Source organism: Ruegeria sp. CL5 (assembly GCF_056536485.1).
Window position 1 is genome coordinate 185,915 of sequence record NZ_JBQFPS010000008.1, and the last position, 18,982, is coordinate 204,896.

Here is an 18,982-nt window from a genome sequence, read left to right on the forward strand (position 1 = left end):
TCACAGCGGCGCGAGTGGGTCTTCGCGCGAGGCCAAAAACACCTATTGTCTGAGCAGCCCCGTAGCACGGGTGCCCAGAAACCGATAGGACATGAGGACAATTCACATGAAACGCTTTGCACTGACCCTTGCAGCGACGATGGCTTTCGCCATGCCTGCATTCGCAGGAGATCAATATGTTGATGGTACCGGATTTGCGGTGTCAGGGTATGACGTCGTCGCCTATCGCGACTTGGATCAAGTAGCCGTGGGTCAATCGCAGCCCGAGGCAGTTCGCGGCCGGTCTGACATCACTGCCGATTATAACGGTGCGACCTGGGCATTTTCGACTGAAGAAAACCGCGACAAGTTTCTCGAAAATCCGGCCTATTATGCGCCGCAATATGATGGGCACTGCGCCTATGGCGTGTCGCGTGGCGGCAAGGTTCCGGCCAACCCGAACCTGTGGCGGATCGTCGATGACAAACTGTATCTGAACATCACCGATGTAGTCGTCGGCTTTTGGGAAGAGGACGTTCCCGGCAACATCAATTTGGCAGAAGGCAACTGGCCGGGTATCGAACCCGACGCGGCGTCTACCAGCGTGATCCCGAAATTTACTTCGGAAGGTCCAGTGTCCAACTGATATTGGTGAAAAAAATAAGCCCGGCCTTAACGGCCGGGCTTATTTTGCTGGTAGGTTCTTTCACCCTGCCAACTCAAACAAATCCCGCATTTGCTGGTCTGCTTCAAACCGAATCCTAACGTTTCGGGCACCGGGAAACTTCCGTTCGCGTATAGGGTCGGGAATGACAATTTCACCCGAACCCGCACCTTTGGATTTAAATGTCAAAATCTCGGTTTCAGTTTTCCTGCAACTTGCCAGAACCGAGGTTGGCAAGGCGACTCGGTTTTCACCCTCACAGACAGAAGACGCGACGAAGTAAGTCAGGTCACGTCCGAAACAGCCGATTGCATCTGGCACATGGTCAGATGACTGATCTTGGTCGTCGCTCGTCGCGGCGTGGTCAATCGCAGACATATCTGAAAGCACGTATTCGGGATTTAGCAAATCACGGCAAGCATTGATCTCATCGGCGTCCAGTTCGATCACACGTTTCTTTAGGCGTGGACGACGTGGTGTCGACGAACTCGTCACGCCCTTTCGGGTCAGACCCTCGCTACGCAGAAAATCGTAAGCCGACTTGGCTTTGGAAAAAACCGAATGGTCACCATCTGTATGATCAGGGTGATCATGAAAGGCGATATTGCGCCAGGCGTCTCTGATGTCGTTTGCGTTGGCGTGGATAGGCAGGCCAAGAACCTGCAACGCTTCTGCCCGAGCCTTAACTTTGCTCACTGGCTCCATACTGATAACACTCATTAAAACTACACTGCGCTCAGAGTGCCATCGATCACATTGTTGTCAAATTTTCTTAGATATTAGCGTTAATCCCAGCAACAGTTGCTGGTATCAATTCTGGATTGTCGCCCGCGCTCTAATCGGCGTGCCGCACATCGGTAGTGGTGGGTGTGCCCAGCGACAGATTTGCCACCGGACAGGCCACAAGTTCAAGCGACGTTCTGCAATTCGGTCTGAGGTGTAATACCCAATGCGAAACACACATCGCGGGTCAGTTCAGGGCGATTGAGCGTGTAGAAATGCAACTTGTCCACACCACCTTCGATCAGGTCCGAGCAGAGTTCGGTGCAAAGCGCAGTGGCAAGAAGGTCTTCGCGATCGTCGCGGATCGCCTTCTCAAATGCATTTTCGATCCACTCGGGTACTCGGGTTCCACAGCGTTTTGCGAATTTGCGTGCCCCTTTCCAGTTTTCGATTGGAAGAATTCCGGGCACGATTGGCTTATCAATACCCGCTTTTTCGCATTCATCTCGGAATCGGAAAAAAGTCTCGGCTTCGAAAAAGAACTGGGTTAGCGCTTCGTCCGCACCCGCGTCCAGTTTTGCCTTTAGCCAATCCACATCGGTGCGGGCGTTCTGTGCCTCGGGGTGGATGTCAGGATAGGCACCGACGCGAATACTGAACATCTCCGTTTCTGCCAGCGCGGATATCAATTCTACCGAATTGGCAAATCCTTCCGGATGTGGCTGGAACCGGTCCTGTCCCTTGGGAGGATCGCCGCGAAGCGCGACGATATCCTGAACTCCTGCGCGTGCGAACGTATCGGCAATCTCAAGGGTTTCCTGACGCGAGGCATCTACACAGGTCAGATGCGCGGCAACGGGCAGGCCTGAAGATTTGTGCAGGGTTGCAACCGCATCACGTGTCAGTTCGCGCGTCGTGCCCCCAGCGCCATAGGTGACGGACACAAAGCGAGGGTTCAGCGGAGCCAGCGTCTGCACCGTATCCCACAGGCGAAACGAGGCCTCCAGCGTCTGGGGCGGGAAAAATTCGAATGAGATCTCAGGCTTGGTCATAATGGCCTCGTAACTGTTATTTACGCTCTTGTGCCACCTGAGGTGTTGTGAGACAAACTCATATTATTCAACAACAACATGAGTCACGCAGCATATGCATATTGAGTTCCGACATCTGCGGACGATCAAAGCCATCCACGAATGTGGTGGTTTGGCACGTGCTGCTGATCAATTAAACATTACCCAGTCAGCATTGAGCCATCAGATCAAAGGCTTAGAGGATCAGGCCGGGGTTGAATTGTTCCTGCGCCGGTCCAAGCCAATGAAACTGTCTGCAGCCGGTCTGCGACTGTTGCGGCTGGCAGAGCAAATACTGCCGCAGGTCGAGGCAATGCAGGATGAGTTTTCATCGCTGCGCGACGGTCGCACCGGGCGTATGCATATTGCGATCGAATGTCATGCTTGTTTCGAATGGCTGTTCCCTGTGCTCGAAGCCTTCCGAAAATCCTGGTCTGATGTCGATGTAGACATTCGCCCAGGTCTCGCATTCGACGCGCTGCCTGCGTTGCAGAAGGAAGAGGTAGATCTTGTGGTCTCCTCCGACCCTGAAGATTTGCCGGGTGTCGAGTTTATTGAACTCTTTGACTATCAAGCCGTGTTTGTTGCGGCGTCCTCGCACCCGCTGGCTGATAAACCATTCATAGATGCCGAGGACTTTCGCGGCCAGACACTGATCACCTATCCGGTCGAACGGACACGTCTAGACGTATTCAGCCAGTTACTAATCCCGGCTCGTGTTGAACCCGCCACAATCCGTCAGGTTGAACTGACAGCTGTGATCCTTTTGTTGGTTGCGTCGAACCGAGGTATTTCAGTTCTGCCGGATTGGGTTGTGCGTGAGGTGAAGTACAATTCAGACTATGTAACCCGCCCACTGACCAAAGATGGGATCACCCGCAGGCTTTATGCTGCAGTACGCAGTGAGGACCTTGAAAAACCCTTTGTGCAAGAGCTGGTAAAACTGGCCCGGACTGAGGCGCGCAAGCTGCAGACGCAATAGCGCCAGACTCAGATCAGCCATGCGCATCATTCCTCTTGGCAAGGGCGCGTTGCCCCAGTATACGCGCGGCTTGACCGGACAGGAGCCTATTTAAAATGGTTGGCAGTGCAAATCTCAACATCATGATCAAAGCCGCGCGGAAAGCGGGGCGTTCTCTGGTCAAGGATTTTCGTGAAGTCGAGAACCTGCAGGTGTCGATGAAGGGCGCAGGCGACTTTGTGTCCAAGGCCGACATTGCGGCCGAAGCAATTTTGAAAGAGGAACTGCTGGGTGCCCGCCCGACCTATGGCTGGCTGGCCGAAGAAGGTGGTGCGATTGATGGCGAAGACCCGACCCGCCGCTGGATTGTTGACCCGCTGGACGGGACCACCAACTTCCTGCACGGCCTGCCGCATTGGGCTGTCTCGATCGCTCTCGAACACAAGGGCAAGATCGTCTCCGGTGTGATCTATGACCCAGCCAAGGACGAGATGTTCTTTGCCGAAAAAGGCGAGGGTGCGTGGATGAACGACATGCGCATTCGTGTCTCGGGACGGCACCGTATGATCGAGTCGATCTTCTCAACCGGTTTGCCATTCGGCGGCCGTTCGGACCTGCCTGCGACCCTTCAGGATCTCGCCCGTTTGATGCCAGCCTGTGCTGGTGTGCGCCGCTGGGGTGCGGCTGCTCTGGACATGGCTTATGTTGCCGCAGGTCGTTATGAGGGCTTCTGGGAACGCCGGCTCAACGCGTGGGACGTGGCAGCGGGCATCATCATCGTGAAAGAAGCAGGCGGGTTCGTTCAGGCGCTGAACCCCGAAGGCAGCGTGCTTGAAGATGGCGAAGTAGTTTGTGCGAATGAGCCGATCTTTGACAACTTTGCCAAAGTGATCCGGGGCTGAACGGCTCTTCCAGCGTAATAGATGAACGCGCGCCCGATTGGAGCGCGCGTATTTGTCTAGAAATCCACTTCGATCGCGATCCCTTGCTCAACAGCAAGCTCGACCACAGCGCTTGCGACGGCCAAGTCCTGCAACCCGACGCCCGTTCCATCGAATAGTGTGACCTCTTGATCGGATTGCCGTCCGGGATGTGTGCCATTGATGACTTCACCAATCTGCCGGATATCGGTTTCGTTTTTCGATCCACTGGAGACTGCGTGCTGACATTCGCCCAGTGTGATGGACTGAGCGACCTCATCCGTAAAGACAGTGGCGCGGTTGATCAGGTCGACCCCGACTTCTTGTTTGCCAACCGTATCGGTGCCCATGCAGGCGACATGTGTGCCGTCTGATACATGATCCGACATCAGAGTAGGCGCAAATGACGATGTAATCGTGATGATCACATCCGCCTCGACCATGCCGGGCAATTCAACAGCTTCAAAGGGCAGGCCAGCCTCAGACGCGACTTCTTCGATGTTGGGCAACATATCGGGGTGCAGATTCCAGCCGATGACCTTCTCAAACTCTCTTTGCTCCAACGCAGCACGCAATTGGAACTTGGCCTGATGGCCCGCACCGACCATGCCGATCACCTTGGCGTCTTTAATTGCCAGATGGTTGATGGATACGGATGAGGCAGCCGCCGTGCGCAGGGCTGTCAGCAAATTGCCTCCGACAATCGCCTTCACCCGGCCCGTATCAGGATCAAACAGGAATACGGTGGATTGATGATTGATCAGCCCGTTCGTTTCCAGATTGTTGGGCCAATATCCACCGGCCTTGAGGCCAAGCGTCATGCCCGCCCGATCAAATCCGCCCTTGAAGCCATAAAGCGCGTTTGCATGGCCAATGGCTTCGCGCACGACTGGAAAATTATAGGCATCTCCTGCCGCCATTGCGGCAAATACCTGTTCGATCGCCTCGTAGCTTTCGTTGCGGCCCAGCAGAGCGCCGATTTCCTTTTCAGGAACGATGATCATCTATTTTGCCTTTCGTGAGTACTGATGATCTACGGTTAGACAGGCGACATGAGCCGCCTGCCTTTCCTGCTATGATCAATAGGCCTTGCCGCGTGCCGAGACTGGCCAAAGCGCTTCGACTTTTCCGTTCCGCACACCAACGTACCAGTCATGAACATTGCAGGTCGGGTCGCAATGCCCCGGTACAAGCCGTAATCTGTCGTTTACCTTTAACGCGCCGTTTGGATCACCGATGACCCCGTGCTCGTCAGAACATTTGAGGTATTCCACATCGTCGCGTCCAAATATGAAGGGCAGGCCGCTATCGACTGATTGCGCCTTAAGACCTGCATCACAGATCGCCTTATCAGCTTTGGCATGGCTCATCACGCTGGTCAGAATGAACAGCGCGTTTTCCCATTCGCCTTGGTCAATCCGGTTGCCATCCTTATCGAGAATTCGGCCATAATCGGCATCCATGAAGGCGTAGGACCCACATTGCAGTTCATTATACACGCCTGAGTTGGCTTCAAAGTAGTACGATCCCGTTCCACCGCCCGAGACAAGCTCGCAGTCGATACCAGCGCTCTTTAGGCCGTCATACGCGTCTTCGACCATAGCGATGGCGGCATCCAGTTTCTCTTTTCGGGCCTCATAGGTATCAAGGTGCTGCATCGCGCCCTGATAGGCCTGAATGCCAGTGAATTTCAGGTTTGGCGCAGCTTCGGCAGCCTTGGCGATGGCAACGACATCCTCGGTCGTTGTTACCCCACACCGACCGGCACCGCAGTCGATTTCAACGAATACTTCCAGATCGGTCCCGTGGCGTTGCGCCGCTTCGGACAGGTCGGAGATATTCTCGATGTCATCGACGCACACAATCGTACGCGCACTCAACTGAGGCAAGCGTGCCAAACGATCGATCTTGGCCGGATCGCGCACTTGGTTGGACACCAAAATGTCTTTGATACCACCACGGGCGAACACCTCGGCTTCGGACACTTTCTGGCAGCAAACGCCAACGGCATCGCCCAGCTTTTCCTGCAGTTTCGCCACATCTACCGATTTGTGCATTTTGCCATGCACCCGATGGCGCATCCCATGGGCCTTGGCGTAATCGCCCATCTTTTTGATATTCCGCTCAAGCGCGTCCAGATCGAGGATCAGGCAGGGCGTCTGAATTTCACTTTCATCCATACCGATTGCGGCAGGGATGTCGTAGCCAACTTCAAGCTGATCAATGTTCATCGGTTTATTCATCCTGTTTCTCCTTACCCATTGAGCCAGGGCAGTTTGTCCAAATCCACGTTGCCACCTGTGATGATCACTCCGACCCGCTTGCCTCGGAATGTGTCAGGGTTCTTGATAATGGTCGCAAGCGGGACAGCTGAAGATGGCTCCATCACTACCCGCAGGTATTTCCAGGTGAGCTTCATCGCGTCGATGATTTCTTGTTCGGAGGCGGTGAAGATGTCGGTCACGTAGTTTGAAACGAAGTGCCAGGTGTTTTCCTTGAGCGGCACCAACAGACCATCGGCCACCGTTTTCGGGGCATCATCCGCGATAATGTGACCTGCTTTGAATGAACGGTACGCATCGTCCGCCTGCTCGGGTTCAGCCGCGTAGATTGCGGTTTCCGGTGCTAGGTTTGATACAGTTAGGCAAGTGCCCGAGACCATGCCTCCGCCCCCGATCGGTGCGATTACCGCATCCACACCATCCGTTTGCTCCAGCAACTCGGCCGAACAGGTCGCCTGACCAGTGATGACGCGCGGGTCATTATAAGGGTGTACGAATTCGCCCCCGGTTCTGGCCTGAATCTCGGCGAACGTTGCTTCGCGGGAAGAGGTTGAAGGCTCGCATTCGGTGATCGTACCACCATAGCGACGTACTGCGTCTTTCTTGGCTTGCGGGGCTGTTCGCGGCATGACCACATTACAAGGAATACCTCGGCGACCCGCAGCATATGAAAGAGACAGTGCGTGGTTTCCGCTGGAATGGGTGCAAACGCCCTTGGTTGCCATCTCATCGCTTAAACCAAAGACAGCGTTGCTGGCTCCGCGCACTTTGAAAGCGCCGGCCTCTTGAAAGTTCTCACACTTGAAGAACAGCTGTGCGCCAGTCAGGTCATTTAGGTAATCAGAAGTCATAACCGGTGTGCGCCGAATATGTGGCCTGATCCTTTCATGCGCTGCCCGCATATCTTCAATAGTCAGGTCAGCAACTGGGATTTGATCCAACATTATGGTCCTCCTCAGGCTGCAGCTTTGGCGTGGCCGGATGTTCCAGCGCGATAAAATTCTTGTGCCGCCGCGACGCCGCTGCCCAGCTCAATTGGATAGTTCAGATCGGCCATCGCCATTTCTATCGTGGCCAAACCTGACAGAACCATCACATCCGTCAGACTGCCCAGATGGCCGATGCGGAAGGCTTTGCCATTCAACTCTCCCAACCCGATGCCGAACGAAACGCCGTAGGAGTTAAAGGCATGGTCGGTCAGTTCGTTACTGTCGAACCCTTCGGGCACATAGATCGCGCTGACAGTATCAGAATATAGATCCGGAGTCTGCGCGACGAGTTTCAGCCCCCATGCGTTGGCCGCGCGTCGAACCCCTTCGGCCAGGCGCGTGTGGCGGGCATAAACATTGTCCAGTCCTTCCTCGAACAACATCTTCAGGCTTTCGCGCATACCGTAGATCAGTTGCAACGGAGGCGTGTAAGGAAATCCACCCGAGGCATTTGCCGCCATCATGTCACGAAAATCAAAGAATGTCCGGGGCAGCTTCGCAGTTTCCATTGCTGCCAGCGCCTTGGGGCTAACACACAGGATTGCCATGCCGGTCGCCAGCATGAACCCTTTTTGCGATCCCGAGACAGCGATATCGACGCCCCACTGATCGAATTCAAATGGCATCGAGGCCAGCGAGCTGACGCAATCCACAAACATCATCGCTGGATGATTTGCCGCGTTCATAGCGTGCCGTACGGCCCTGATGTCAGAACGCACTCCGGTTGCGGTTTCATTGTGGGTTACCAAAACGGCCTTGATGTCCTGCGCTTTGTCAGCTGACAGGATCGCTTCAAAGCGGTCTGCAGGTGCACCAGTGCCCCACGTGCATTCGACGATCTGAACGTCCAGCCCATGCCGTTCGCACAGGTCAATCCAGCGGTGACTGAAAACGCCGTAACGCGCGACCAAAATCTTGTCTCCTGGGCTGAGCGTATTAGTGATCGCTGCCTCCCAACCCCCGGTGCCGCTGGCGGGGAAGGTGATGATCTGACCCTCGGTCGTGCCGAAGACTTTCTTTGTATCCTCCAGCACCGGGGCGAAAGTCTCAACGAAATCCGGGGCGCGGTGATCTTGTGTCTGCACCTGCATGGCAAGGCGCAAGCGATCAGGTATGTTGGTTGGGCCTGGGATAAAGACCGGGTTTTGGTTCGACATGACTCAATCCTCTGCTTTGGAAATAAGTGTCGCTGGAACGGGTCTAGGTTGCAATTTTCTTGAAAAACATTTTCATTTTATTCATTAAATAGATAAGGCGCTGAAATGGATGGGAATTTAGTTTCTCAATTTTATTGCCATGGAATTGCGATCTGAAAAACTTGAATCAGTACGGACACTAATATCGGAAGGTGAGCTAGAAAATGGAGTCTCAGAAAAGGCCTCGTGGTCGGCCGAAATCGATGTTCAAGGAAAGCTCAGCCGGAACCATGCAGTCGCTGGACCGAGCGCTGGGCGTACTTACAACCGTCGCCGGGCTGGAACGTGTCGCGCTAAGTGACCTGGCACGCGAGGTCGATATACCAACTGCCACCACGCACCGTATTCTGGTGACATTGCAGAAGCACGGGTTCGTCAGTTTCGACGAAGAGCGGCAAGAGTGGATGGTCGGTATCGAAGCCTACCGGACTGGTGCATCTTTCCTTCGACGCAATAACGTTCTCGAGATTGGTAGGCCGATCCTTCGTCGTCTGATGCTGGACAGTGGTGAGACCGCTAATCTGGCGGTGCCTGATGGGCCAGAAGTTGTCTTTGTCGGGCAGGTTGAAACCCAAAATCCGATCCGGGCCTTCTTTCCGCCAGGTGCGCGAACTCCAATGTATGCTTCGGGTACGGGGAAGGCGATTCTCGCTGCTCTGAGCGAGGATGGTTTAAACAAGGTGTTGGCTCGGACTGACTTGATTGCCTTTACTGAGAACACCAATCTCCCCCAAGCAGGGCTGCATGACGATCTGGCGGAGACCCGTAGGCGCGGCTGGTCTTACGATCATGAAGAGCGCTACGAGGGCATGTCCTGCATTGGCGCGGCGATTTTCAATGATCGCGCCGAACCCTGCGCAGGCATCTCAGTGTCCGGCCCAACTGTGCGGTTCAGCCTCGATCGCGCGCCTGAGCTGGGTATGCTGGTACGAAACGCGGCACAGGAGATTACCCATCTGAGTGGAGGTGGATCGCCCAGCCAGTGATCCGCGATTACTTGCGCGGCACTTTGGGAATACGTGATTGCGACAGCTTATACTTGTGTCCCGGGTGTGGAGGATGGCCATGGGTGCGGTCCCAGAATCCAGGGCCTCCGCGCTTGAGCCAAAGAGGGACACACAGGATCAGGCCAACAAAGAACCCTCCGGTATGGGCCCAATAGGCAACGCCACCCTCATCAGGGTTGCTGGACAGGCTTCCAAAGAACTGAAGACCCAGCCAGACCCCAAGCATGACAAATGCCGGGATGGTGAATATCCGAATATAGACAATCAGGATCAAAAGGATATCGACGCGCGCCTTTGGGAAAAGCAGAAGATAACCGCCCATGACCCCGGCAATAGCGCCGGAAGCGCCGATTGTCGGCACCAAAGAGCCAGGTGCCGAGACAACGTGGATAAGCCCCGCGCCGATCCCCGCCAGCAGATAGAATACAAGAAACAGAACATGCCCCATTTCATCTTCGAGATTATCGCCGAAGATCCATAAAAACAGCATGTTCCCGGCCAAATGCATCCAGCCCCCGTGCAGGAACATTGAAGTCACAAGCGTCTCGAGCCCATAGCCGTCGGTGATCCGTGCAGGAATGACGGCGTAGTCGAAGTAGAGCCGATTCATGGCCCGCGCATCGTCCATGATCCCTACATAGCCGAGGAAGATCAGGATATTTGCCGCCAGAAGGGCATAGACGACATACGGAGTACGCCCCGAAGGGTTATGATCGCGGATCGGAAACATGGCGCGACGCTGGGCTTTTCACCGCCCAGCGTCAAGGCCCGGTTATGCCGCACCTCCGAGTAGTGCGGCATTACCTCCGGCAGCGGTCGTGTCGACGCAGACATGGCGTTCGCCAAGAACACGCGCACGGTCAGGATGACCGGGTATCAGTGAGATAATCGGACCATTGCGCCGGGCCAGATGCTGCTCGATCTGGCGGGCGGTGTCGTCGTCGCCCCACCACAGAACGCCCGAGAAACCGGTCAGGTTTTCAAGCCGGTGTAAATCCAGCGCTCCGGCCATCCGGACTGCCGTTCCGCCCAAGCCTATAACCGCCTGCGCCTGTGCCTCGGCTGCATCGGGTCCAGGGCCCATACACAAGAGTGGCTCACGCGCATATTCGGTCAATCGGTTTGATTCTCCGGTTGGGCCGGGCAGCGATTGCGTGCGAGGTGGGGCAGGTTGTCCTTCGGGTGCGTTCATCTCTGCCGCACTGTCCCAGTGTCCCGAAGAATTCTGCCGATCCGTGGCGCAGAACCGCGCCATATAATTCGGTCCGCCCGCTTTGGGCCCAGTGCCCGAAAGACCCTCACCACCGAACGGTTGTGAGCCAACGATTGCGCCGATCTGGTTGCGGTTGACATAGATATTGCCGGCGTGGATCGCTTCGGTCACATGCTGCACGCGATCGTCGATCCGTGTGTGTAAGCCGAAAGTCAGGCCATATCCTGTGGCGTTGATTTCTGCGATAACCTTGTCGATCTCTTGCGCCTTGAAACGGGCGACATGCAACACCGGCCCGAATATTTCACGTTCTAAGGCTGAGATGCCGGGGATTTCGATCAGAGTTGGTGCGATGAACGTACCTTCGGGTGGGGTAGAGAGTTCTTTTAGAACCCGCCCCTCTGCGCGCGCTTTGGCGACGTGATCTGCGATACCCTGACGAGCCTGCTCGTCAATGACTGGGCCACAATCGGTTGAGATCAGCCAAGGGTCGCCAATTTGCAGAGCGTCCATTGCCCCTTGCAGCATTGTCAGAACATCCTCGGCGATATCCTCCTGCAGATAGAGACAGCGTAGGGCGGAACACCGTTGTCCCGCTGACTGGAAAGCGCTTTCGATGATCGATTGTACGGCTTGCTCCGGCAAGGCGGTGCTGTCCACGATCATGGCGTTCAAGCCGCCGGTCTCGGCGATCAGAGGTGTGCCGGGACGCATATGCTGGGCCATTGCAGACCGAATTTTCAATGCGGTTGCGGTCGAACCGGTAAAGGCCACACCCGAGACGCGTTCGTCCGACGTCAGCGCTGCACCCACTTTTGGTCCTCCGGGCAACAATTGCAGAACATCGCGCGGGACGCCTGCTTCGTGCATCAACTGAACAGCGCGATGTGCTATGAGGGGCGTTTGCGGGGCAGGGGCGGCGAGCACAGCGTTGCCAGTGGCCAGCGCCGCCGAAATTTGCCCCGTGAAGATCGCCAGAGGGAAATTCCAAGGGCTTATACAGGTGAAAATCCCGGCTGGCTTGGCCGCCGGAATATTTGCGGCGTAATAACGTAGGAAGTCGACAGCCTCGCGTAGCTCGGCAACCGCATCGGGTACAGACTTCCCGGCTTCGCGAGCGAGCAGGGCGAATAGCTCGCCGTAGTGCGCCTCGTAGAGGTCGGCGGCTTTGTTCAGGACTTCAGCGCGGGTGGCTGCCGTGGCCTGCCATGGGCAGGCACTGGCAAGCGCCAGCTCGACATCGGTCGGACTGGCAACAGCAACTGAGCCCGGGCGGTCCTGCGGCCGGGCCGGGTTGATAACAGGCAAATCTGACTCGGGCTGAGCATCGTCCGAAAGCAATGGCCGGGCGTACCAGTGATGGGCGCGGTAAGCATCGCGCGCAATGTCGACCCGGTCTAGTGTTGGCGTATGATGCAAATCGAACCCTTTCGAGTTCGGACGCTCGGGCGCAAACAATTCTGGTCCGGTCGGCAGTGGTTTTGCGGGTGTCTGAATGGCTTGGAACGGGTCTGCCGCAACAATTTCCGGTGCGACATCTTCATCAACAATCTGGTTGACGAAGGACGAATTCGCCCCGTTCTCCAGCAGACGCCGCACCAGATAGGCCAACAGGTCACGGTGCGCGCCGACAGGTGCGTAGATACGGCAGCGGGCGCTCTGCTTGTCGCGCACGATCTGATGCAGAGTCTCGCCCATCCCGTGCAGGCGCTGGAATTCGAACGGTTGGTCGTCAGCCATATGCAGGATTGCACTGACCGTATGGGCGTTATGGGTGGCAAATTGCGGATAGATGCGGTCGGTCATATCCAGCAGCTTGCGAGCATTGGCGATGTAGGACACATCGGTCGCTGCCTTCTGGGTGAAGACCGGAAACCCATCGACGCCTTCGACCTGAGCGCGCTTGATTTCGGTGTCCCAATACGCGCCCTTCACCAACCGCACCATCAGCTTGCGGTCATGACGTTCGGCCATCTCGTAGAGCGTATCCAACACGAGACCGGCGCGGGGGCCGTAGGCTTGTACGACAATGCCGAACCCGTCCCAGCCTGCCAGTGCAGGCTCGGCCATGACTTCTTCGATGACCTGCAGCGACAGAGAGAGGCGATCGGCCTCCTCTGCGTCGACATTCAGCCCCATGCCCGCGGCCTTTGCAAGCAGTGCCAGAGCCCGAAGGCGGGGAACCAACTCCTCCATGACCCGCTGTTCTTGCGCCAGTTCATAGCGGGGGTGCAGCGCGGACAGCTTGACCGAGATACCGGGGTTTTCGCGGATGTCTTTGTGGGTGCAGGCTTCGGCAATGGCGGCGATGGCACGGGAATAGGACAGATGATAGCGGGCGGCGTCGGCTTCGGTCCGTGCGGCTTCGCCCAGCATGTCGTAGGAATAGGTGTATCCTTTGTCCTCCATCCCCGCAGCGCGCTTCATGGCTGACTGAATGGTCTCGCCCAGAACAAATTGGCGCCCCATTTCTTTCATCGCACGACCCACGGCAGTTCTGATTACCGGCTCGCCCAAACGTTTGATTGCCCCGCGCAAAGCGCCCACTGGCGAAGTTTTGTCCTCATCCAGAACGCGCCCGGTCAGCATCAGCGCCCATGTTGAGGCGTTCACCAGCGACGAGGATGATTGTCCCAAGTGCTTGCCCCAGTCCGATGGCGCGATCTTGTCTTCGATCAATGCGTCGATAGTGTCCGCGTCGGGGACACGCAGCAGTGCCTCGGCAAGACACATTAGCGCGACGCCTTCATCGGTGGACAGGCCGTATTCGGCTAGAAACACCTCCATCATACCGGGCGACGTGCTGGAGCGAATGTCGCGCACGAGCTGCGCTGCCGCCTTACAGATGTCGGCGCGGTCAGTTTGTGACAGGTCGGCTTGAGCGATCAAAGCGTCCAGCACGGTGGATTGCTCGACGTAGGTTTGGGTATCGATTTTGGTGCGCAGGCAATGTGACATGTGTACTCCGGGGCTTTTGCCTAATATAACTGGCCCTGAGCGGGATAATGGACTGAATTTTTTCTTCTGGTAGTCGAATGTACCGATTTTTTGGGGTCAGATGATGCGAAACGACTTGTCCGGTCTTGATCAGTTCGATCAGGCCATCCTCACGGCGCTGGCCGAGGATGGTCGCATTTCGGTAACAGATCTTGCGCGCAAGATCGGCCTATCGAAGTCCCCGACACAAGCACGACTCAAGCGGCTTGAGGCGGACGGGATCATCACAGGATACCGGGCCATGCTTGATCCGATCCGTTTGGGCCTTGATCATGTTGCCTTTGTCGAAGTGCGTCTGACGGATACACGCGAAAAGGCGCTGGCTGAGTTTAACGCGGCTGTGCGTAAGGTTGCCGAGATTGAACAGGCCCACATGATCGCGTCAAACTTCGATTACCTGCTCAAAATACGTACCCGTTCGATGTCGGAATACCGCACTGTTCTGGCCGAAAAAATCTCATCCCTGCCGCATGTTGCGAATACCTCTACTTTCGTGGCGATGGAGGCGGTGAAAGAAACGGGGTTACTCGCCCCGCTAGAAAACGGTTGACCTATGGGTTCTGGGGGTCAGGTTAGAGGGGATGAAACTCGCATTTGCCGTTTTCCTTGCCGTCTCTGCTGTGCAGGCCACCGCTGACTGCCCGGTCGCACCCGACCATATCTCTGGGATCGACTCGCTGATCGCGCAGGCTCAAGATGCTTCGACCGAGCAAGAAGCGCGAGGCATCTCCGGCCAGATGTGGCAGCTCTGGACCGATGCTCCGGATGCGAGGTCGCAAACCTTGTTGGATCGTGGAATGTCCATGCGTGAGGCCTGGAATTTGGCTGGAGCGTTGGCAGAGTTCGATGCTCTCGTTGCTTACTGTCCTGAATATGCCGAAGGGTACAACCAGCGCGCCTTTGTCAATTACTTGCAGCAAAACTATGGGGCGGCTCTGATTGATCTGGACCGGGCCATAGCGCTCTCGCCGAACCATGTTGCGGCGCTCAGCGGGCGGGCATTGTCGCTGTTGGGGCTGAAGCGCTTGGATGAGGCACGCGCGGCGCTGAACCATGCACTGGAATTGAATCCCTGGCTATCCGAACGTGCCCTGCTTGCCCCGGGGGGGCTACTTGACCCGCCGGGTGAGGATATCTGAACCAAAGCTGAAAACGCCCCCGAACCCGAGTTCGAGGGCGCTCTCACTCATTGGACCGGTTTAGCCAACAAGCCCGTTATCGGTACGTTTGATCGCGATCACCGATGAGCGTGGCGTACCGCCATCGGGCCAATTGCTGCTGGGGTGCTGGATGCCCACGAACATGGTACGCAGATCGGTAGACCAGGCCAGGCCGGTGACCTCGCAGCCATTAGGACCGGTCATAAAGCGCACGATCTCGCCGGTGACCGGATCACCAACCAACATCTGGTTATTGCCATTGCCAGCGAAATCGTCTTCGTTGTTGTCTTTGCCATCCGTCTGAATCCAGACCAGACCTGTCGAGTCGATCGCCATACCGTCTGGCGAGTTGAACAGGTTGCCCTCATTCACGTTCGCTGACCCAGCGCGGTCGTCCGAATGTACGGTTGGGTTTCCGGCCATGACATATAGGTCCCAATCAAAGCCTGTGGCCGCGTGATCCTCATTCGCAGGGCGCCAGCGCACGATTTGACCGTATTTGTTGGCGTCGCGCGAGTTTGGACCGTTGGCCGAGGTGTCATCCCCACCGGCATTTGGCTTCACGCCGCGGTTCTTGTTGTTGGTCAAACAGCAATAGGCCTCAACCGCAACAGGGCTTGAGGCCACCCATTCCGGGCGGTCCATGGTGGTGCCGCCCACTGCCGAAGCGGCCATACGGGTAAAGATCAGGATCTCGGCCACATCCATACCTGTAGAATCGGGCGTCAAAGGCAGCCACTCACCGCTCATGTCGTCGTTAAATTTGGCGACAAAAAGTGTTCCGTCGTTCAGCAGATTTTCGGTGTCGACACCGGGAGCGTAGGCAGCGTTCGAGACGAATTTGTAAAGGTACTCGCCGCGCTCATCGTCGCCCATATAGACCACGACACGACCGTCGGTCGCCAGCGCCACCTCGGCATTTTCGTGCTTGAAGCGGCCCAGACCGGTGTGCTTGACCGGGGTGCTGTCGGGCTTGGTCGGGTCGATTTCAACGATCCAACCTGCGCGATGTGGTTCGTTAGGGTTTTTCGAGGTGTCAAAGCGTGGATCAAACAACTCGTAGCCATTCCAGCTTTCGGCCTTGATGCCATAGCGCTTCATGCCATCTGCGACCTTCTGGTCGTAGCTGGCATTTTCATCAGAGGAGCCGAAGTAACCGTTGAAATTCTCTTCGCAGGTCAAGTAGGTGCCCCAAGGCGTCTTGCCCGAGCCGCAGTTATTCATCGTACCCAGCGCCGCGGTGCCGGTCGGATCAGATTCGGTCTTCAGCAACTCGTGCCCCGCAGCAGGGCCGGCGATCCTCATCGGCGTATTATGGTGGATCCGGCGGTTGAGAGGACTGTCCTTGACGCCCACCCAGCCCTCAGGGCCTTCCTTGATCTCCACCACGGTCACGCCCTGAATGTTCTGGAGTTTCAGGACGTCATCTGCGCTGGCAGGAACTCCCTCCTGCGCAGCAGGCAGGTTTATCTTGCGGTTCGGATATTCGTGGTTGATCGCGATCAACTCGTGACCCTCGAATGAAAAGGTTTCCATCCCATCGGTGTTCTCACCAAAGATCTTGTCAGAGTTTTCAACCGAACCGCCATCGGTCAGATCATAACCATCCGCTTCCGAAAACAGCGGATCACCCCATCGCATCAGCATCTTCCACTCATAGCCTTCGGGCACGTGGACGGTGTCATCGGTCTGGGCAGGGATCGGGGTGAAGGCAAAGCGCGAGGTACCATCAGCCTGTGCTGCGGCTGAAGAGGTCATTTGACCTGCACCCATGGCTGCAGCACCCGATCCGAATGCTACAATACCAGCCAAGAATCCGCGGCGAGATATGGCACTTTCGACGACGCGATCAAAATCGTTTTCCTCGGGGCGAGGGAAGTGCAGCTCATCCCAATCATCGGCGGACATGTTGGTAGGATCGAAGTCTTTCATGGATAGCTCCTGGCTGTCGCAAGGTAATTCCGTCCAGCGGGTTTAGGGCGCTCACACGACAGGAAGATAATAGTTTTATCAAATAATTTTTACACCCCTTAGAGGGCAAACCAGTGCTGGTTTACCCATGGGTCTGAACAAATTACAACCCCTACATATGCAAGAAAACTAGGCAGCTTTCACCTTGCTGCGGCAATAGCAGGATGCATGAACCGGAACCGTCGCGCGCGCCGCCGCCTGATCCAGCAGGAGTTTGATATGCCGCGCTTCAGTCTCTTCGCCGCGCTGTACCAGACACTCGTGCAAGCCATGAAGGCTCCAGATATTGCGCGGATGCTGGCAGGCGCGCGCCAGCGTATCGTCCAGGCCCAGATCGGCGCGGTAGACCGCTTCAGCCTCGTCAAATCGACCAGCCTCCATCAACAACGCGCCCAACGCGTGGCGCGTCGGCTGCATCCACCCCCAGGGTTCGTCATAGACCAAGGCGTCATCCAGTTCGACCGACCGACGTAGATGAGTTAGTCCGCCTTCGTGGTCTCCAGATTTGAAGGCGATCTCACCATCCATCATGGCTTCGCCAATCATCAAAACATCCTCGGCTGTATTGTTGAAGACCAGACGGCTTTCCGGCACCGCCTTGCGTGTCTCAACAGCCGCTTCACGTGCTTGTTTGGCGGCGTCCAGCTGTCCCAGGTTTGCAAGTGCGACCGCGCGTGCCTGTTGAATCGCGGCCGTAGTGTAGCTGTATAGTTCGGCATCTTCGGGCAGTGGTTCATCCAGAATTTCCTGCCACATGCCAAATCGGACCATGACATGGACCTTCTTGCCATAGAAAGATTCAAACAGGTCTGGGAAGAACCGGATCACATTGTCAGGCAGCATCCGCATCAGCTCTTCCGATGCAGCGAGTGCCTTTTCAGGCTGCCCGAGGAACATGGCGCCGTAGGCTTCGAAATGCACATTGTGGACACGATAGACGGTATAAAAGTTCTCCCCCCCTGCCATCGCTTCGTATTTCTGGTCAACGGCGGCGGCTCGATGATTGCGCCAGACGACATTCTGATAGTCACCACAAAGAACATCGATATGCGTGGCCATATGCACCAGGTGTCCGCTATCTGGGACCAAATCGACCAGCCGATCCCCGTGTCGCAGGGCCTTTTCGGGTGCAGGCGACATCTCCATCAGATGGATATACATATGCAGCAGTCCTGGGTGGTCCCAAGCGCCAGGCAGGGTATCAAACGCTGTTTCCAATACGGTCTGAGCCTCTTTGGTCGAAGCCCCTTCGGCAGGTATCCCTTTCTTCAAATCCCAAAGCTGCCATGGGGTGCGGTTCATCAAAGCCTCGGCAAATACGGATGAGACCTCAAGATCGTCTGGATTGTTTGAATAGACCTCACGCATTGAGTCCGCGAACGCGTCATTCCAAGGTGTGTAATCCTCAATATCGGGGTCCGAAGGAAAACGATGTGATATCGCTTCGATCAAAGCGGCCTCGACCTGCGTAGATGTTTTGCGCAAAGCCATAGCCGCCTCGATTGACTGTTGGGCTTTCTCGAGCGTTGCGGCTTTTTCATCGGGCTCAAAAAACTCCCACGGCTTGTTGTAGTTGGGGCCAATGGCATAGGCGACACCCCAATGAGCCATGCCACATTTCGGGTCATAGGTCAGTGCTTGTTCGAAACAGGCGGCTGCGGCCTCATGATTATATCCGAACAACCAGACCAAACCCTGGTCGAATAGTTCCTGAGCTTTATCGGATGAAGTTGTTATGGCACGACGATACGTGCCGAGGTCAAATTCGGTCATCAATCAATCCCCCGTGTGATATCCGCCGAGGAAGAGCGAGCAGCGCCTGTCGGCGGATGTCTGAAGGATAGCACATT

At 56.1% G+C, this 18,982-nt stretch carries 16 protein-coding genes; 6 read left to right on the top strand and 10 right to left on the bottom strand.

The annotated features are described in order from the left end of the window. The first annotated feature begins 106 nt into the window (after window positions 1-106). Window positions 107-625 carry a YHS domain-containing (seleno)protein gene (locus ACR0IU_RS15055; RefSeq protein WP_010441843.1) on the top strand — a complete coding sequence of 173 codons (519 nt, stop codon included), beginning with the start codon at window positions 107-109 and terminating at the stop codon, window positions 623-625. A gap of 60 nt (window positions 626-685) precedes the next feature. Here ACR0IU_RS15055 and ACR0IU_RS15060 read toward each other — a convergent pair whose 3' ends face one another. Both ACR0IU_RS15060 and metF read right to left on the bottom strand, forming a co-directional pair. After that, entirely contained in the window at window positions 686-1,348 is a 663-nt protein-coding gene (locus ACR0IU_RS15060; protein WP_480716843.1) for a J domain-containing protein, read from the bottom strand. A gap of 203 nt (window positions 1,349-1,551) precedes the next feature. After that, window positions 1,552-2,418 (bottom strand): methylenetetrahydrofolate reductase [NAD(P)H], encoded by an 867-nt coding sequence (metF, locus tag ACR0IU_RS15065; protein ID WP_480716816.1) that lies wholly within the window; start codon window positions 2,416-2,418, stop codon window positions 1,552-1,554. Window positions 2,419-2,512: 94 nt separating this feature from the next. Between metF and ACR0IU_RS15070 the strand changes: the two genes are divergently transcribed. Further along, the gene (locus ACR0IU_RS15070; RefSeq protein ID WP_010441846.1) at window positions 2,513-3,418 is read left to right on the top strand and encodes a LysR family transcriptional regulator; all 906 of its coding nucleotides are present in this window, start codon (window positions 2,513-2,515) and stop codon (window positions 3,416-3,418) included. Window positions 3,419-3,513: 95 nt separating this feature from the next. Then, window positions 3,514-4,299, top strand: a complete 786-nt coding sequence (locus tag ACR0IU_RS15075; RefSeq protein WP_480716817.1) for an inositol monophosphatase family protein — start codon at window positions 3,514-3,516, stop codon at window positions 4,297-4,299. A gap of 56 nt (window positions 4,300-4,355) precedes the next feature. Here the strand turns inward: ACR0IU_RS15075 and bhcD are convergent, their stop codons facing one another. The 4 genes from bhcD to bhcA all read right to left on the bottom strand — a co-directional run bounded on the left by bhcD (window position 4,356) and on the right by bhcA (window position 8,745). Continuing rightward, the gene (gene bhcD / locus ACR0IU_RS15080) at window positions 4,356-5,321 is read right to left on the bottom strand and encodes an iminosuccinate reductase BhcD (RefSeq protein WP_480716818.1); all 966 of its coding nucleotides are present in this window, start codon (window positions 5,319-5,321) and stop codon (window positions 4,356-4,358) included. A 75-nt stretch (window positions 5,322-5,396) separates the two neighbouring features. Further along, window positions 5,397-6,560: a 3-hydroxy-D-aspartate aldolase BhcC gene (gene bhcC / locus ACR0IU_RS15085; RefSeq protein ID WP_480716819.1), complete on the bottom strand. Its 1,164-nt coding sequence runs from the start codon at window positions 6,558-6,560 to the stop codon at window positions 5,397-5,399. 11 nt (window positions 6,561-6,571) lie between these two features. After that, window positions 6,572-7,543, bottom strand: coding sequence for a beta-hydroxyaspartate dehydratase BhcB (gene bhcB / locus ACR0IU_RS15090; protein ID WP_170772499.1), 972 nt, complete (start codon window positions 7,541-7,543; stop codon window positions 6,572-6,574). A gap of 11 nt (window positions 7,544-7,554) precedes the next feature. Further along, window positions 7,555-8,745: an L-aspartate--glyoxylate aminotransferase BhcA gene (gene bhcA, locus ACR0IU_RS15095; protein WP_480716820.1), complete on the bottom strand. Its 1,191-nt coding sequence runs from the start codon at window positions 8,743-8,745 to the stop codon at window positions 7,555-7,557. Window positions 8,746-8,948: 203 nt separating this feature from the next. On the opposite strand from bhcA, the gene ACR0IU_RS15100 reads away from it, so the two are divergent. Next, complete coding sequence (locus ACR0IU_RS15100) at window positions 8,949-9,770, top strand: IclR family transcriptional regulator (RefSeq protein ID WP_480716821.1); 822 nt, start codon at window positions 8,949-8,951, stop codon at window positions 9,768-9,770. Between the two features lie 7 nt (window positions 9,771-9,777). Here the strand turns inward: ACR0IU_RS15100 and ACR0IU_RS15105 are convergent, their stop codons facing one another. Continuing rightward, entirely contained in the window at window positions 9,778-10,521 is a 744-nt protein-coding gene (locus ACR0IU_RS15105; RefSeq protein WP_010441853.1) for a rhomboid family intramembrane serine protease, read from the bottom strand. Between the two features lie 42 nt (window positions 10,522-10,563). Continuing rightward, window positions 10,564-13,962 (bottom strand): bifunctional proline dehydrogenase/L-glutamate gamma-semialdehyde dehydrogenase PutA, encoded by a 3,399-nt coding sequence (gene putA, locus ACR0IU_RS15110; RefSeq protein ID WP_480716822.1) that lies wholly within the window; start codon window positions 13,960-13,962, stop codon window positions 10,564-10,566. Window positions 13,963-14,065: 103 nt separating this feature from the next. Here putA and ACR0IU_RS15115 point away from each other — a divergent pair, with 103 nt between their 5' ends. Then, entirely contained in the window at window positions 14,066-14,551 is a 486-nt protein-coding gene (locus ACR0IU_RS15115) for an Lrp/AsnC family transcriptional regulator (protein WP_260022948.1), read from the top strand. 31 nt (window positions 14,552-14,582) lie between these two features. Further along, a complete protein-coding gene (locus ACR0IU_RS15120) occupies window positions 14,583-15,140 on the top strand; it encodes a tetratricopeptide repeat protein (RefSeq protein ID WP_260022947.1) in 558 nt (185 codons plus the stop codon). A gap of 60 nt (window positions 15,141-15,200) precedes the next feature. Here ACR0IU_RS15120 and ACR0IU_RS15125 read toward each other — a convergent pair whose 3' ends face one another. Together ACR0IU_RS15125 and ACR0IU_RS15130 are read right to left on the bottom strand one after the other, a co-directional pair. Further along, window positions 15,201-17,093 carry a PhoX family protein gene (locus ACR0IU_RS15125; RefSeq protein WP_480716823.1) on the bottom strand — a complete coding sequence of 631 codons (1,893 nt, stop codon included), beginning with the start codon at window positions 17,091-17,093 and terminating at the stop codon, window positions 15,201-15,203. A 168-nt stretch (window positions 17,094-17,261) separates the two neighbouring features. Then, window positions 17,262-18,905 (bottom strand): hypothetical protein, encoded by a 1,644-nt coding sequence (locus ACR0IU_RS15130; RefSeq protein WP_480716824.1) that lies wholly within the window; start codon window positions 18,903-18,905, stop codon window positions 17,262-17,264. Window positions 18,906-18,982: the final 77 nt, after the last annotated feature.

Excerpts from the sequence above, each read along its gene's own strand:
- bhcB (WP_170772499.1), bottom strand. The coding sequence starts at position 7,543 with ATGTTGGATCAAATCCCAGTTGCTGACCTGACTATTGAAGATATGCGG.
- ACR0IU_RS15055 (WP_010441843.1), top strand. The coding sequence starts at position 107 with ATGAAACGCTTTGCACTGACCCTTGCAGCGACGATGGCTTTCGCCATG.
- ACR0IU_RS15125 (WP_480716823.1), bottom strand. The coding sequence starts at position 17,093 with ATGAAAGACTTCGATCCTACCAACATGTCCGCCGATGATTGGGATGAG.
- bhcD (WP_480716818.1), bottom strand. The coding sequence starts at position 5,321 with ATGATCATCGTTCCTGAAAAGGAAATCGGCGCTCTGCTGGGCCGCAAC.
- bhcA (WP_480716820.1), bottom strand. The coding sequence starts at position 8,745 with ATGTCGAACCAAAACCCGGTCTTTATCCCAGGCCCAACCAACATACCT.
- putA (WP_480716822.1), bottom strand. The coding sequence starts at position 13,962 with ATGTCACATTGCCTGCGCACCAAAATCGATACCCAAACCTACGTCGAG.
- ACR0IU_RS15075 (WP_480716817.1), top strand. The coding sequence starts at position 3,514 with ATGGTTGGCAGTGCAAATCTCAACATCATGATCAAAGCCGCGCGGAAA.
- metF (WP_480716816.1), bottom strand. The coding sequence starts at position 2,418 with ATGACCAAGCCTGAGATCTCATTCGAATTTTTCCCGCCCCAGACGCTG.
- ACR0IU_RS15070 (WP_010441846.1), top strand. The coding sequence starts at position 2,513 with ATGCATATTGAGTTCCGACATCTGCGGACGATCAAAGCCATCCACGAA.
- bhcC (WP_480716819.1), bottom strand. The coding sequence starts at position 6,560 with ATGAATAAACCGATGAACATTGATCAGCTTGAAGTTGGCTACGACATC.
- ACR0IU_RS15060 (WP_480716843.1), bottom strand. The coding sequence starts at position 1,348 with ATGGAGCCAGTGAGCAAAGTTAAGGCTCGGGCAGAAGCGTTGCAGGTT.
- ACR0IU_RS15105 (WP_010441853.1), bottom strand. The coding sequence starts at position 10,521 with ATGTTTCCGATCCGCGATCATAACCCTTCGGGGCGTACTCCGTATGTC.
- ACR0IU_RS15120 (WP_260022947.1), top strand. The coding sequence starts at position 14,583 with ATGAAACTCGCATTTGCCGTTTTCCTTGCCGTCTCTGCTGTGCAGGCC.
- ACR0IU_RS15115 (WP_260022948.1), top strand. The coding sequence starts at position 14,066 with ATGCGAAACGACTTGTCCGGTCTTGATCAGTTCGATCAGGCCATCCTC.
- ACR0IU_RS15130 (WP_480716824.1), bottom strand. The coding sequence starts at position 18,905 with ATGACCGAATTTGACCTCGGCACGTATCGTCGTGCCATAACAACTTCA.
- ACR0IU_RS15100 (WP_480716821.1), top strand. The coding sequence starts at position 8,949 with ATGGAGTCTCAGAAAAGGCCTCGTGGTCGGCCGAAATCGATGTTCAAG.